Raw genomic sequence first — 15,132 nt, 5'->3', positions numbered from 1 at the left:
ATCCACGAGTTGTGAGGAAAAGACCGACTAAATACCCCACAAAGAAAAAAGCCAGTCAGCTTAACTGACTAGCATTACGCGCTTGCGGCCTTTTTTATGCTCTTTTAAAACATTCAATATTAAGTTTTTACTACAGCTACTTTTCTGTTTGACAGAAAATAAAAATCCGACTAAGAATAACCTTGAAAGCGATTAAGGCGCTATATCAGTAGTCTATTTCATTCAACAGTTGGTGTTGCAATTTTGTCTGTGTTTACAACGCAGGTATTAGCGGTGGAAGAGGTTAAGATGTCTGTAATCACAAAAGAGCAAGTCGCAAGAAAACCCTTTATAGATAAGAAAAATTACCCGTACGGCTTTGCCCGTTCAGGAGATTTTTCAATTAATGAAAGTAAGCTTCTTCAGGCTCATGGTAGTTTGTTCGCTGCACTAGTGGACGGGAAAATTACGCCAGAGAATGATGAAGAACAAGCCTATTTGGAATCGGCTCTTGGTCATCGTGACCCTGCAACACCGCAAGAGAAAGCGTGGTTGAAATACCAAGCCAGAATAAACCGTCCAAAAACAGCAAGTATTTATGGCTCTAAGCGTGCTGCTGAACAAGATGTTGACGATGACGACGATATGAGCGATAACAGTGATCTTGATATCGACCTCGATGATTAAGCTTATGCCTTTATGCATCTAAAACGTGTAAAGGCGCCTCTCTTAAAGCAATCATGTTTATTGTTTACGCTGTTAATATTGTGTAAATAAATATCCTATTTTCTGTCAAAATTGTACTTAAGTCGAAATATTTATCCTAATTATTGCGAATATTGGGATATATATCTCACTTTTGCGCAATTTGGTGTTTTATCTTCCTATTACCTTAGATATAGTCGGGGCATCGTCAACGTACGCTGACAAACCCCCCAACCCATTACAGGAGAAAGCACTGTGAAAATGATGTCGGGCGCAGCCATGGTGGTTGAAGCGCTAAAAGATGTAGGAGTGACACACGTGTTCGGTTACCCAGGTGGTGCCGTATTAGACATTTATGATGCGTTATTTGCGCAAGATGATGTCAAACACGTCCTCGTACGTCATGAACAGGCAGCCGCCCACATGGCGGATGGTTATGCACGTTCAACTGGCAAAACCGGCACAGTGCTCGTCACATCAGGTCCTGGCGCTACGAATACTATTACAGGTATTGCTACTGCATATATGGACTCTATTCCGATGGTTATTTTATCGGGACAGGTGCCGTCGAAGCATATTGGTGAAGACGCATTCCAAGAAACTGACATGGTGGGGTGCTCACGCCCTATCGTTAAGCACAGCTTTTTGGTAAAGCGCGCGGTTGATATCCCAGAAGCGATTGCTAAAGCTTATTATATTGCCAACACAGGTCGTCCTGGCCCGGTGGTAGTAGATTTGCCAAAAGATATTGTGAACGTAGCAGAAGAACACCCATACGTGTTCCCAACTGACGTGACCATGCGTTCTTACAACCCAACTGAAAAAGGCCATCCTAAACAGGTCAAAAAAGCAGTTGAGTCGCTACTTAAAGCAGAACGTCCCGTACTGTATGTAGGTGGTGGAGCTGTAGCTTGCGATGCGTCTGCAAAGGTTATTGAGTTAGCCGAGAAGCTTAATGCACCGGTAACTTGTACGCTAATGGGCCTTGGTGCTATGCCGGGTACACACAAGCAATTTATTGGCATGCTAGGTATGCACGGTACGCTTGAAGCGAACAAGACCATGCATAATGCCGACTGCATCATTGCACTAGGTGCACGTTTTGATGACCGTGTTACTAATAACGTTGATAAGTTCTGCCCACATGCGGATATTATTCACGTTGATATTGACCCAGCATCGATTTCTAAAACCGTAAATGCGCATATTCCTGTGGTAGGTTCGGTAGATAAAGTACTTGATCAAATCTTAAGTCAGGTAAATAAGAAAGACTTATCAGGTCAAAGCGAAAAGCTGGCCGATTGGTGGCAACAAATTGAAACCTGGCGCGCTCGTCAGTGCTTAAACTACGCACAGGGCGAAGAGGTAATTAAGCCTCAGCGCGTTATCGAAGCCTTGTACAAACACACAGACGGTAAAGCCTACGTAAGTTCTGACGTAGGTCAGCACCAAATGTTTGCTGCGCTTTATTACCCTTATGATAAGCCGCGTCAGTGGATCAACTCAGGTGGTCTTGGCACCATGGGCTTTGGTTTACCGGCTGCAATGGGTGTGCAGTTTGCGCACCCAGGTTCAACCTCTGTGGTAGTAACGGGTGACGGCAGTATTCAAATGAATATTCAAGAGCTATCTACTTGTTTGCAGTACAACCTGCCTATCAAGATTATCTCATTGAATAACCGTGCCCTAGGTATGGTTCGTCAGTGGCAGGATATGATTTACAAAGGACGTCACTCACACTCTTACATGGATTCAATGCCTGACTTTGTGAAGTTGGCAGAAGCTTACGGACACGTGGGCATTAAAGTAGACAAGCTTGACGAGCTAGACGCAGCAATGGAGAAATGTTTCAGTTACACAGATCGCTTAGTGTTTATGGACATAGCAGTAGACCAAAACGAACACGTATATCCAATGCAAATTAAGTTTGGCGCAATGGATGACATGCGCTTAAGCAAGACGGAGCGAACCTGATGAAACGTATTATCTCTGTATTAATGGAAAACGCCCCTGGCGCACTATCTCGTATCGTTGGTGTATTCTCACAACGCGGTTACAACGTCGATTCACTGTGTGTGGCACCAACCGACGACGCGAGCCTTTCGCGTCTAACGATTATCACGCACGGCGACGACAAAGTCATAGAGCAAATTACTAAGCAAGTGAATAAGCTTATTGATGTGCTAAAAGTGGTAGACCTTACTGAAGGTACGCACATTGAACGCGAACTTATGCTGATTAAAGTCGCGACTCGCACAGAGTCGGTACGTGCTGAAGTGAAGCGGAACTCTGATATCTTCCGTGCGCGTATTGTGGATGTGAACGTAAACAACTACACCATTGAAATTACGGGCACCACAGATAAGCTAGATGCATTTGCCACGACTATGGGGCAGTGTGCTGAAATTATCGAATCATCGCGCACCGGTGTGTGTGGGCTTGCTCGAGGTCATAGGGCGCTTCGTCCTTAAATTTTTTCCCGAGTTTTCGCGCAAAGCGTTTTTTCGAAAGGCTGTCAGTAGACAGCCTTTTTTCATTCTAGGGGATTACCCTAAGTATCGCGCCCATAATAGGCTTCTACGCGCAGGGCTACGCCGTATGAGGTTTTAAAATCCTCTTCACGTAGCCATAAAACGAAAGGCTCTACCTCAAAGAATAGCCAATCGCGCAGCATGTTGTTACGCCACCTAAACCCGCCATAGACTTCTTCTACGCGAAAGTTGGGTTGGCTAAGTCCTTCCACCATAAAGTGAGGAATAACGGCGTTATGTTGATCTACCGAAAACAAATGGTGGACCTCGTGACGCCATAGCCAGTCGTTGGTATCGTCGCGGTAGTAGTAGCGATTATTTTGTCGAACCAGGTGCTTTTTACTGATTTCGTATTGAAAAGCGACGCCCACCTCCGCACCCAAACGGTCACGGGTGTAATAGTAAAGTTCGGCGTCGTATAGCATGGCCCATTGTTTAGAAAAGGCAAAAGCATCTCTGTATCGGGTCATCGCATAGAGTTGGTCGCGGCGACCAGCGCCAATTCTAAATGAGTAGTGAGAGTCTTGCTCAGGACGAAAGCGAAGCGCGATGGTCGTTCGATCGCGGTTGTTATTGCCGGTATCCCTCGCAGCTCGTATTGTGTTGTTCTGTGTCTCGTCGTCGTTATCACTCAATAGTAAATCAACGCGTTCTTTTAAAGCCGGTAGGCGAACTCTTACCCTGAAGCGCAAATCCGTATCCGAGAGCATGCCACTTCTTGGCTCCCATGCAAGTTGAACACGGCCTTCGGCTCTGGCTTCCTTCTGTCCTGAAGCACCTATTTCATCTGAACTTTCAAACAAACCATCAAGCTGTTTTACGGTGAAGTCCATAGTGTCGGTGAAGCTACGCTGCCAAATATCAAACCATTGCTCATGAGGTATTGAAGGAGGCAAGGAGTGTGTACTTTCTTTTGTCGAGTTAGCGCGGTTAGAAAGCGTATATTCTGGCCGAGCAATGTCCCGATAGGTTATACCTACACTGGTCGCATTTACGGGGGAGTTCAACGTGTCAGCAGCTGAGTCAGGTGCAACAGGTAAAGCGAGCAATAAATGGCAATAGACCACGGTAAGGCATAGCATTGCTCACTAACTCCTTGTAAAAATTAGCATAGTTGAATGTTTCGACCATTCGCATTGGGGATATACAGAGCATGGATTGTCCCAACCAAAACGTCAATCTTTATTCATTGAAGTAAATATTCAGGTGAAAGCATCAGCAGGCAATGGCATACTGTGCCAATCGATGTAAGGGAGATTATTTTTATGGGTGGTATTAGTGTTTGGCAGTTGCTGATCATACTGGTTATTGTGGTGCTTTTATTTGGTACGAAGCGTCTTAAAGGTATAGGTACTGATTTAGGCGGCGCAATCAAAGGCTTCAAAAAAGCAGTCACCGAAGAAGACAAAGACGCAGACTTTGAACAAAAGAAGCAAGTTGAAGAAAAGTCAGCAGCAGAGCCTGTTTCAACTAAGACGCAGAGCGACGTTAAAGAAAAATCCTAATGTTCGATATCGGCTTTTGGGAGCTATTGGTTATCGGTGTACTGGCGTTGCTTATTTTAGGGCCAGAAAGATTACCGGGTGCCATGCGCTCAACTATAAATACAATTCGTAGCGTGCGTAATGTAGCAACGGGCTTTAAGCAAGAAGTTGAGCATCAGTTGCGCGTGCACGAGTTGCATGAAAATTTGAAAAAAGCAGAGCAGCAAGGGCTTAAAGATCTTTCACCTGAACTTGAACAAAGCGTCGATGAGCTAAAAAAAGCTGCAGAGTCGGTTCAAGAACCTTATAAAAAGCAATAGATGTCTGACGCTAATAACCTTATTTCTCATTTAATTGAATTGCGTAGCCGTATTCTCAAAGCCCTTTTGAGCGTACTTATCGTCTTCATTTGTCTTGCGGCGTTTGCGCAAGACCTTTATAAGCTATTGGCGATGCCATTGCTTGAAGCCTTACCTGAAAATGCGAGCATGATTGCAACCGACGTTGCATCACCTTTCTTTGCTCCGTTTAAACTTACACTGGTGTTATCGTTTTTTATTGCGATTCCCTATGTGCTCTATCAAGTATGGGGGTTTGTGGCTCCGGGTTTGTACAGAAATGAAAAGCGCCTGGTAGCGCCTTTACTACTTTCCAGTACGCTGCTGTTTTACGCAGGAATGGCGTTTGCCTACTTTGTGGTATTTCCAATAGCGTTCGCGTTTTTTACAAGCGTAGCACCTGAAGGTGTAACGGTAAGTACAGATATATCCAGTTATTTGAACTTCGTCTTGAAACTGTTCTTTGCATTTGGGGTCTCATTCGAGATACCGATAGCCATTATCTTAATGTGCTGGACTGGGGTAACGGATGCTAAGTCTTTACGAGCCAAGCGCCCGTACGTGGTTGTTGGTGCATTCGTGGTTGGCATGTTGCTAACACCGCCAGATGTTATCTCTCAAACATTATTAGCTATTCCAATGTGGTTGCTGTTTGAAGTAGGGGTTATTGTTGGGGGATTTTACGCGGGTAAAACACCAAAAGACGATACATCTACTGAAACAACAGACAACACATAGATGTTAAAAAAAGAAAGGAATAAAAATGAAAACCCGACTGCTATCTCTTGCCACTATTCTGTGCGCGTTTGGGGCGTTTAATGTACAAGCTGAGACAGTTGCTGATGCATTGGAGAAATGTCGCAACACGGACAATAGTTTAAAGCGACTTATGTGCTATGACAGCGTCGCGAAATCACTCAACAAGTACGAAGGTTCAGACGCTCAGATTGAGCAACTACAGGCCTACAAGAGCAACAATGGTAATCAGATGAAGCCTCGCCCAGCGCCTGTCGCTCAGGGACAAGTTCAAGCCTCTGAACCTAAGAATGACTTTGGACTTGAACATAAGCGAGATTTGTCTGACGAAGCTTCTGAGATTGCGGTCACTATCGCTTCAATCAAGAAGAATGTGCGTGATAAGCATGTTATAACTTTCAGCGATGGTTCTGTATGGCAGCAAACTGATGGAACCTACATGAAGCTTAAGGAAGGTCAGTCGGTAGCCGTAGAAAGGGGCTTATTGGGTGCATTTTTCTTAAGTGTAGAAGGGCTTAACAAGCGTATGAAAGTAAAACGCGTAAAATAAATGCCTTGGTTTGATGCTGGCGTCAACTTGCTTGATAAGCGATTTGACGCCGATGAAGTTATACAACGAGCACAAGATGCAGGTGTAGAAAAACTCTGCATTATCACCACGCACCCCAGTGAATGGGACGCCGCAGTAGCGCTATATAATAAGTATCCAACCCAGTGCTGTTACACTATCGGTGTCCATCCTCACAATGCGAAAGATGTCACACCAAGTGATTACAAGCGGTTACGCGAACTTGCAAAACAGAAAGGGTGTGTTGCAATTGGTGAATGTGGTCTGGATTTTAATCGCAACTTCTCACCACAGCCCGTTCAATTGGCAGTGTTCGAAGCCCAGTTAGACATTGCGGCTGCATTAGACTTACCCGTGTATTTACATGAAAGGGATGCGTTTGACGAACAAGTCGCGTTATTAACCGAGTATATGCCTCGTATAAAAGGTGGTATTGCCCACTGTTTTACTGGGAATGCAGAGCAGGTTCAGCACTACCTTGCGCTGGGGCTTTATATTGGTATTACTGGCTGGGTATGTGATGAGAAGCGAGGCGAAGCACTACGCGAAGCCGTGAAGTCTATACCTTTAAACCGTCTTATTCTTGAAACTGATGCGCCTTATCTGTTTCCCAAAACCCTTCGACCGAGAAAACGTAATAACGAACCTGCTTTTCTACCCCATATCGCTAAACAATTAGGCGAATATCTGCAAGTTGAGACTGATAAATTACGTATTAGCAGTTATGCTAATAGCTGTGAGTTGTTTTCTCTCAGCTAAACATAGGTTTATATGCAGACAAATCTGAAAGCGATGCGCAAGTATGATGCGGGTCTTATTCTTATCACCCTAGTGGCCGTCGTTGCATTTGTGTCTGTGTTGTTTAGTTTGTCTCCTAACACCAGTGCAACACCACGATTCTCGCAGCTTACTTATCTCAATGTAGATAATGGCAATGCGCTCGATTTTACTACCATTACTCAAACGCCGCTTACCGACTGGACACCAATATCTTCACCCATTAACTTGGGTATGAACACAAACGTACATTGGTTTTCAATGGTCATTGCGCCAACGCAAAGCAATGAAAGTCGATTTCTATTGCACGTCGACTATCCCCTTTTAGATAGTTTAGACGTTGCGATTTACAGCCAAATAGGCAGCACGCCTATTGCTACTTATTCAGGTGGCGATGGCCTGCACTTTGACAACCGGCCTGTTTCTCATGTGAAGCCACTATTCCCCCTACCAGTAAGCGCTCAGTCGCAGCGGGTGATTATTCGAGTACAAACCTCTGGCAGCGTACGCCTTCCTATTCGTATATGGGAAGAAACAGAGTTTATTGCCTATACATCAAGCCGTAACCTGGCATTGGGGATATTTTTTGGCATCTTGGTAGCAATGGGCGTGAGTAACGCATTTTTAACGGTAACGACAAGTAACGTGTCGTTCCTTTATTACTCTGGCTATGTAATGAGTTTGGCGCTTATATTGGCGACGTTACACGGCTACGGCTTCTCCTATATGTGGCCGGGAAGCACATGGTTTCAAGGTAAAGCAATTCTTGTGTTTGCTAACGCGACTATTATGTTTGCGGCGATGTTTACGCGAAGCCTACTACCTATTAGAGCCCACAGCGTAAAGCTAGATAAAATCACACAGGCAATCAGTTGGGTGTGCGGGTTAAGTATAATCCTCGGCCTTATCTTGCCTTACTCGTTCATGATAAAGGCGTTCCTGTTACTGCTTAGCCTCATCGTTATTTTTACTCTTGGGTTAGGTATTTGGCTAACGCTCAAAGGGGTGGTCGTAGCACGTTATTTTACCATTGCTTGGGGTTTTCTATTAATTAGTGGACTAAGTGCGAGCCTTGATAACGTTAATATTATTCAATTGCCTATTTCGTCAAATAACCTGCTGATCATTGGTGGCGCGGTTGAAACGCTCATCTTGGCACTTATCTTAGCGATTAATTATAGCCACAGTCGCGATGATCTCATTGAGGCGCAGCAGTTCGCGCTAGAGCAGGAAAAACAGGCAAATACGGCCAAAGAGAATTTACTTGAAGTACAAAAGCGTTATCAAGATGACCTGGAGTATAAAGTACAAGAACGCACGTTAGAGCTAGAAATTACGTTACGCGAATTGTCTGAAGTTAACCAAGAATTGGAAAGGTTAAATGCAATAGATCCGCTCACGGGAGCGCACAACCGTCGACATTTCGATAAGCGTCTGCGTTCTGAAGGGCGACGCAGTAGACGTGAGCAAACACCATTATCTCTCATCATTGTTGACGTGGATCATTTTAAGCAAATTAATGATCAACACGGACATGATGGTGGTGACGCTTGCTTAATTCACGTCACCAATGTCTTTCAGAAGCACATCCATCGCCCTACAGATGACTTGTGTCGCATAGGTGGTGAAGAGTTTGCCATTATATTGCCTAATACCGATCTTGAAGGCGCTTTTCACGTTGCCGAAAATATGCGAGATAGCCTTGCGTCGACCCCACTTGATTACGAAGGGGAAACCATTAAGCTAACTGCAAGCGCGGGCGTTTCTACAACCATTATTATTGATGAAGAGCACGCGCAAAATCTTTTCAAGTTCGCCGACGAATGCCTTTACGAAGCCAAGGCTGCGGGCCGCAATACAGTAATACATAAACATTTACAGGAAAAACTATGACATCTTCACCTTTCCCTCAAAGAAGAATGCGCAGACTACGCGCCAAAGATGCTTTAAGAGGGCTTGTGGCAGAGCACCGTTTAACCACTGACGATCTCATTTACCCTGTTTTTGTACTACCCGGTGAGAACGCACGAGAAGCCGTACCTTCTATGCCTGGTGTGGAAAGACTTTCTATCGATTTGCTAGTGCAAGAAACGGCGAAATGGGTAGAGCTGGGCATTAGAACGATTGCGCTTTTCCCTGTGACACCTATGTCTCTTAAAACCGAGTGTGCAAGCGAAGCGTTCAATCCTGAAGGACTTGCTCAGCAAGCTATGAGAGCGCTTAAAAAGGCGTTTCCTGAAGTAATGCTGATGTCTGATATCGCATTAGATCCATTTACGTCTCATGGTCAAGATGGCCTCTTAGACGAAACTGGTTATGTGATGAACGACGAAACAGTCGAGGTGCTCATTAAGCAAGCGTTATCGCATGCTGAAGCTGGCGCTGATATTGTTGCGCCTTCTGACATGATGGATGGGCGCATTGGCAGTATCCGAAAAGCACTTGAAGAAGCAGGTCACATCAATACGTGTATTATGGCTTATTCTGCTAAATACGCGTCTGCGTACTACGGTCCATTTCGTGATGCCGTCGGCTCAGCTGCAAATATAAAGGGCGGCAACAAGAAAACCTATCAAATGGATCCTGCCAACACCGATGAAGCACTCCACGAAATTGCGCTTGATATAGAAGAGGGCGCTGACATGGTAATGGTGAAGCCAGGTATGCCGTATTTAGATGTTGTGCGTCGTTGTAAAGACGAATTTAAAGTACCGACATTCGCCTATCAAGTAAGTGGCGAGTACGCTATGCATCAAGCTGCTTTTGCTAATGGTTGGCTAAATGAAGACGCGGTAATCCTAGAATCGTTATTAGCGTTTAAGCGCGCTGGCGCAGACGGGATTCTGACTTATTTCGCTCCGCAAGCTGCTGCGCTTTTAGCGAAGCAAAACGACAAGTAATACCAACAACCAAAGGTTCGACAACAAAAAGGCCGTGCAATGCACGGCTTTTTTTTCATGTTTTTTTCCGTTTATCGGTATACATATTTAACGCATTCTATCTGTATGTAAGTGGTTACTTACAAACGAGTTCGCAGCCAGCTTTATGCTGAAGCCAGCATTCATTTGCTAGCTCTGCGTTGATCAAAGGATGCGATTTCAGCCAGCCTTCAGGGAAAGTAAGTGTCCACTTACTTTCTTCGCACTGCAACGTTACCTCTGGTATATGTTTATTCTGACGACGCAGACATAACACCACTGCGATACGTAAAATTCGCAATAAGCCTTTTAGCATTGGACGGTAGTCTTCGTGGTACTTTTCAAATACGTCTGGCTTTATGTTTAACCTATGCTGAGCAACTAAATCGCGGATGGCGGCGCGCTGAAGGCGCGTGAAGCCAGGCAAATCAATGTGACTTAATATGTATTCACCATGCTCATGATGGCGCTTATATTCAATGTGAAGACCTATTTCATGAAGCTGTGCGGCTGCACCTAAAATGGTTTCGGTATCTAAATGACAAATGTTCTGTTGTGCACAAAGTTGATGGCATAAAGTAAGCGCTACGTGACTAACCGAATTCGCGTGACTAGCATCTACATGATAACGATGTTTTGCCTGATTAAGGGTCTGCTGGCGACGATCATTCTCGGTAACGTTATCTAGCATTCCGTAGATCAGTCCTTCTCGAAGCGCACCACCAGAAATATTCATGTGCTTAATATTTAGCGCTTCAAATAAGCTGATGAGGATCGCTAAACCAGACGGGAAAATAGCTTTTCTGTTATCTTCCAATCCGTCGATATCAAGGGTTTTAATGCTGCCGCATTCAATACATTGCTTTTCTAAATGATACAAATAGTCTAAGCGGATAGCATCACTAATACCCTGTGCTACAAGAATCTCAGTAATGGCTTGCGGCGTGCCAGATGCACCTAAACAATTCTCCCAATCAAAACACAAAAACGCGCTAGACACATCGGTAATAAGCGCGTGTGCGGCTTTTTTGGCATTGTCGAAATTGTCTTCGGTGATAGTGCCGCCGGTGAAATAGCGTTCCATAAACGTTACACAGCCCATATCCAAACTCTTAAGATGGATAGGCTGCATGTCGTTGCCGATAATGATTTCTGTGCTGGCACCGCCAATATCTATGACTAAGCTATTGCCTTGGTTGGCGGATGTGTAGGCTACGCCAAGATAAATTTGTCGCGCTTCTTCTTCACCGCTAATCACTTCAAGTTTGTGATTGAGAATCTCTTCTGCCTTGCGAATGAATACATGCGCATTGGTTGCCAGTCGCAATGTAGCGGTCGCTACAATTTTAATATTAGAAGGGGGGATATCCTGCAGGCGTTCCGAGAATACTTGCAGGCATTGCCAGCCGCGTTCCATGCTTACGTCATCAAGTGCTAGCTCATCATCTAAACCTGCTGCTAGGCGCACTTTCTGTTTAATTTTCCCTATTATTTGCACACTGCCGTTAACAACGTGAACAATCACCATGTGAAAGCTGTTAGAGCCTAAATCTACGGCGGCGTAATACTCGCCGTAGGTTTGTGCGTCGTGCTGGAGTTCTGCCTGCATAAAACCTCGATTCTTATTGAGTACCTTTACGCCTCACTGTTGCGCTCTGTTGTTTCGGTTTTGAGGCTTTCCACGGCCTCTTCCGTTTCCACGACGTGAAGAATTGCGGTTGTTAGGCGTACGTCTTCTACGTGGTTTTGGAGGCGTTACATCATCAAGTAGAGCACTGCGGTCGTAATCGGTAACCGGTATTGCCTTTTGAATGTATTGCTCAATAGCAGGTAAGTTTAGTGCGTATTTTTCGCACGCGAAACTAATTGCAACACCACTTTGTCCTGCACGGCCAGTACGACCAATACGGTGTACATAGTCTTCGGCGTCGTCAGGTAAGTCGTAGTTGAATACGTGCGTTACCGCGTCGATATGAAGACCGCGCGCTGCAACGTCGGTTGCGACTAAAATATCAAGATTGCCTTTGGTGAAATCTTCTAAGATCCCAAGGCGTTTCTTCTGTGGTACATCGCCGCTAAGCAAGCCCACGCGATGGCCATCTGCGGTAAGCCAGTCGGTAACTTTCTCACAGCTATTTTTAGTGTTGGCAAAAACAATGGCCTTTTCTGGCCATTCTTCTTCAAGCAGCGTAAGAAGAAGCAGCATCTTGTCGTCATCAGACGGATAAAATAGCTCTTGAGAAACGCGAGTTGCAGTTGTTTGTTCTGGCGCTACCTGTACGTGGGTAGGGTTGTTCATGTGCTCGTAAGCAAGCTCTTGCACACGGTAGCTAAGTGTAGCTGAAAATAGCATGCTCAAACGTTCGCTTGCCGGTGGCATGCGGCGGAATAAAAAGCGGATATCTTTTATAAAGCCTAAATCGAACATGCGGTCGGCTTCATCAAGTACGGCAACCTGAATATTCTTCAGTGTGAACACATTCTGTTTGTAGTAATCCAGTATGCGTCCTGTCGTACCAATTATAATATCTACCCCTTCTTCCAAAGTTTCACGTTGACTTTGGTAACCTTCGCCCCCATAAATCAAACCAAGCGACAATCCAGTATGCTCACTAAGCAGTTTGGCGTCGTTATAAATTTGAACGGCGAGCTCTCTGGTCGGCGCCATGATAATTGCGCGAGGGCCATTTGATTTGCTGTTATCTGCATTTTCTGCTTTGCTTAGCAAATAGTGAAATGTAGCTACCAAAAAGGCAATGGTTTTACCGGTTCCGGTTTGAGCCTGACCTGCAATGTCGTGACCTTCCAATAAAGGAGGCAGTGCAAGTGCTTGAATTGGTGTACAATGTGAAAAATTAGCTGCCGCCAAGGCGTCAACAACCTTGCCGTTAATCGGCAGGTCAGAAAAGTGAGTATCAGTTAAGTGAGTAGGCATAGCTTATAGCTTATCAGTGCTTGCATTAAAAAACAGTTTCTATATAACACTTATGGTCAGGCTGAGACAAATCAGCGACAGACCAATAATGGAGAAAAGAATGAGCGACAAAATTATCCAGTTATCTGACGATAAATTCGAAGCAGATGTTATCAATGCTGAAGGTCCTGTACTGGTTGACTTCTGGGCTGAATGGTGTGGCCCGTGTAAAATGATCGCACCAATCTTGGAAGAAGTTGCGACCGAGTTTGATGGCAAGTTAACAGTTGGCAAGTTGAATGTCGATGAAAATAACGAAACTCCACCTAAATATGGTATTCGTGGTATTCCTACATTGCTACTTTTCAAAAACGGTAACGTTGCTGCAACTAAAGTAGGCGCGCTATCTAAAGCTCAATTAACAGAGTTTCTTAACGAAAACCTTTAATTGATTTCAAATTGAAAACCGGTGCTAACGAAGCACCGGTTTTTATTTACGCCACAGGGACTAACGTTTCATTCTAGAAGAGCAAGCCACAAATTATTTAACATTTCGGCGGTAAAACGCTGGACGTTGATTAAATATAGTGCTAACTTTTCTTCAGCGCTCATCCGAGCAGCGTTCTGCTTACGCCCACATCAGGGTGATATCAAATCTAAACTAGAACAGAGTGACTTTAAGTCCTGTAAGCGAAGTTCAAGCACAAAGACCCACCAGTATGAATTTAACTGAATTAAAGAACAAACCAATAAGCGAGTTGGTTAACCTGGCCGAGGAGATGGGCCTGGAAAACATGGCGCGCGCCAGAAAACAAGACATCATTTTCTCAATCCTAAAGACACACGCAAAAAGCGGTGAAGACATCTTTGGTGATGGGGTACTAGAAATTTTACAGGACGGTTTCGGCTTCTTACGCTCAGCTGACTCTTCGTATCTTGCAGGACCAGACGATATTTATGTATCGCCAAGCCAAATTCGACGCTTTAACTTGCGTACCGGTGATACGATTGCCGGGAAAATTCGTCCACCGAAAGACAGTGAACGATACTTCGCCCTACTAAAAATCCGCGAAGTTAACTTCGACAAGCCTGAAAATTCACGTAATAAAATCCTTTTTGAAAACCTTACACCACTTCACGCAGCAGATCGCTTGCGCATGGAACGTGGTAATGGCTCAACAGAAGACATTACGGCTCGTGTACTAGATTTGGCGTCGCCAATCGGTAAAGGCCAGCGTGGTCTTATCGTAGCGCCACCTAAGGCCGGTAAAACGCTTCTTCTTCAGAATATTGCTCAGTCAATTGCTGCTAACCACCCAGATTGTGAGTTAATGGTATTACTTATTGATGAGCGTCCGGAAGAAGTAACCGAGATGCATCGCCTTGTTCAAGGTGAAGTCGTTGCTTCAACCTTCGATGAGCCAGCAAGTCGTCACGTACAAGTTGCTGAAATGGTTATCGAGAAAGCCAAGCGTCTTGTTGAACACAAAAAAGACGTGGTTATCCTGCTTGACTCGATTACTCGTCTTGCTCGCGCTTACAACACGGTTATCCCATCATCAGGTAAAGTACTTACCGGTGGTGTTGATGCGAATGCTCTTCACAAGCCTAAGCGCTTCTTTGGTGCTGCCCGTAATGTTGAAGAAGGCGGAAGCTTAACGATTATCGCAACAGCGCTTATCGATACCGGCTCTAAAATGGACGAAGTTATCTACGAAGAGTTTAAAGGTACAGGTAACATGGAATTACACCTTAATCGCAAAATCGCGGAAAAACGTGTATTCCCGGCTATCGACTTCAACCGCTCTGGTACCCGACGTGAAGAACTGCTTACAGCGCAAGATGAACTACAGAAAATGTGGATCCTTCGCAAAATCGTTCACGAAATGTCAGAAATTGACGCAATGGACTTCCTTATCAGTAAGTTGTCGATGACCAAGACAAACGATGAGTTCTTTGACGCAATGCGTAGACAAAAGAGTTAATAGAAACTTAGTAATAAGTTGATATTTAAAGAAAAGGCGCCACTCGGCGCCTTTTTTATTCCCTGCATCGATAAAGCACTTTTCTTATACTTCCGTCTAATACCCTCAGTCTTGTGAATGGGGTATTTTCGTTTGCTTATTGATTTTTAACAGCAATCGTTAGTTCAGTGGTGTGTT

General features: G+C 44.7%; 15 protein-coding genes. 12 read left to right on the top strand and 3 right to left on the bottom strand.

The genetic code is table 11. The features are described 5' to 3' along the window. The first annotated feature begins 288 nt into the window (after positions 1-288). The 3 genes from maoP to ilvN all read left to right on the top strand — a co-directional run bounded on the left by maoP (position 289) and on the right by ilvN (position 3,155). Complete coding sequence (maoP, locus tag WA381_RS17040) at positions 289-666, top strand: DUF413 domain-containing protein (RefSeq protein WP_039225146.1); 378 nt, start codon at positions 289-291, stop codon at positions 664-666. A 273-nt stretch (positions 667-939) separates the two neighbouring features. Next, entirely contained in the window at positions 940-2,658 is a 1,719-nt protein-coding gene (locus WA381_RS17035; RefSeq protein WP_014975512.1) for an acetolactate synthase 3 large subunit, read from the top strand. Further along, positions 2,658-3,155 (top strand): acetolactate synthase small subunit, encoded by a 498-nt coding sequence (gene ilvN, locus WA381_RS17030; RefSeq protein ID WP_156085864.1) that lies wholly within the window; start codon positions 2,658-2,660, stop codon positions 3,153-3,155. The genes WA381_RS17035 and ilvN overlap by 1 nt, the downstream gene beginning before the upstream one ends. An 80-nt stretch (positions 3,156-3,235) precedes the next feature. On the opposite strand, the gene WA381_RS17025 is transcribed toward ilvN, so the two are convergent. Then, positions 3,236-4,297, bottom strand: a complete 1,062-nt coding sequence (locus tag WA381_RS17025) for a hypothetical protein (RefSeq protein ID WP_156085865.1) — start codon at positions 4,295-4,297, stop codon at positions 3,236-3,238. Between the two features lie 177 nt (positions 4,298-4,474). On the opposite strand from WA381_RS17025, the gene tatA reads away from it, so the two are divergent. The 7 genes from tatA to hemB are packed head-to-tail and all read left to right on the top strand — an operon-like array spanning position 4,475 to position 10,038. Beyond that, positions 4,475-4,720 carry a Sec-independent protein translocase subunit TatA gene (gene tatA, locus WA381_RS17020; protein ID WP_230633705.1) on the top strand — a complete coding sequence of 82 codons (246 nt, stop codon included), beginning with the start codon at positions 4,475-4,477 and terminating at the stop codon, positions 4,718-4,720. Continuing rightward, positions 4,720-5,019 carry a Sec-independent protein translocase protein TatB gene (gene tatB / locus WA381_RS17015; RefSeq protein ID WP_014948087.1) on the top strand — a complete coding sequence of 100 codons (300 nt, stop codon included), beginning with the start codon at positions 4,720-4,722 and terminating at the stop codon, positions 5,017-5,019. Before tatA ends, tatB begins: the two co-directional genes overlap by 1 nt. Further along, positions 5,020-5,775, top strand: coding sequence for a twin-arginine translocase subunit TatC (gene tatC / locus WA381_RS17010; protein ID WP_014948088.1), 756 nt, complete (start codon positions 5,020-5,022; stop codon positions 5,773-5,775). Between the two features lie 25 nt (positions 5,776-5,800). Beyond that, complete coding sequence (locus WA381_RS17005; protein WP_014948089.1) at positions 5,801-6,343, top strand: hypothetical protein; 543 nt, start codon at positions 5,801-5,803, stop codon at positions 6,341-6,343. After that, positions 6,344-7,120 carry a TatD family hydrolase gene (locus tag WA381_RS17000; protein ID WP_156085866.1) on the top strand — a complete coding sequence of 259 codons (777 nt, stop codon included), beginning with the start codon at positions 6,344-6,346 and terminating at the stop codon, positions 7,118-7,120. 12 nt (positions 7,121-7,132) lie between these two features. Next, the gene (locus WA381_RS16995; RefSeq protein WP_156085867.1) at positions 7,133-9,031 is read left to right on the top strand and encodes a sensor domain-containing diguanylate cyclase; all 1,899 of its coding nucleotides are present in this window, start codon (positions 7,133-7,135) and stop codon (positions 9,029-9,031) included. Further along, positions 9,028-10,038 carry a porphobilinogen synthase gene (hemB, locus tag WA381_RS16990; protein ID WP_039225046.1) on the top strand — a complete coding sequence of 337 codons (1,011 nt, stop codon included), beginning with the start codon at positions 9,028-9,030 and terminating at the stop codon, positions 10,036-10,038. The genes WA381_RS16995 and hemB overlap by 4 nt, the downstream gene beginning before the upstream one ends. A gap of 115 nt (positions 10,039-10,153) precedes the next feature. On the opposite strand, the gene WA381_RS16985 is transcribed toward hemB, so the two are convergent. Both WA381_RS16985 and rhlB read right to left on the bottom strand, forming a co-directional pair. Then, the gene (locus WA381_RS16985; protein ID WP_101563389.1) at positions 10,154-11,665 is read right to left on the bottom strand and encodes a Ppx/GppA phosphatase family protein; all 1,512 of its coding nucleotides are present in this window, start codon (positions 11,663-11,665) and stop codon (positions 10,154-10,156) included. Positions 11,666-11,698: 33 nt separating this feature from the next. Further along, on the bottom strand, positions 11,699-12,991 hold the full coding sequence (gene rhlB / locus WA381_RS16980; protein ID WP_014975523.1) for an ATP-dependent RNA helicase RhlB: 1,293 nt from the start codon (positions 12,989-12,991) through the stop codon (positions 11,699-11,701). Between the two features lie 100 nt (positions 12,992-13,091). Between rhlB and trxA the strand changes: the two genes are divergently transcribed. After that, the gene (gene trxA, locus WA381_RS16975) at positions 13,092-13,418 is read left to right on the top strand and encodes a thioredoxin TrxA (RefSeq protein WP_012517074.1); all 327 of its coding nucleotides are present in this window, start codon (positions 13,092-13,094) and stop codon (positions 13,416-13,418) included. Positions 13,419-13,689: 271 nt separating this feature from the next. Further along, entirely contained in the window at positions 13,690-14,955 is a 1,266-nt protein-coding gene (gene rho / locus WA381_RS16970) for a transcription termination factor Rho (RefSeq protein ID WP_014948094.1), read from the top strand. Positions 14,956-15,132: the final 177 nt, after the last annotated feature.

It is taken from the genome of Alteromonas sp. CH_MED4-4 (assembly GCF_037029575.1).
Lineage (GTDB): Bacteria > Pseudomonadota > Gammaproteobacteria > Enterobacterales > Alteromonadaceae > Alteromonas > Alteromonas macleodii.
Note: the sequence above shows the minus strand (reverse complement) of the source record. Positions and strands in the feature narration are given on the sequence as shown.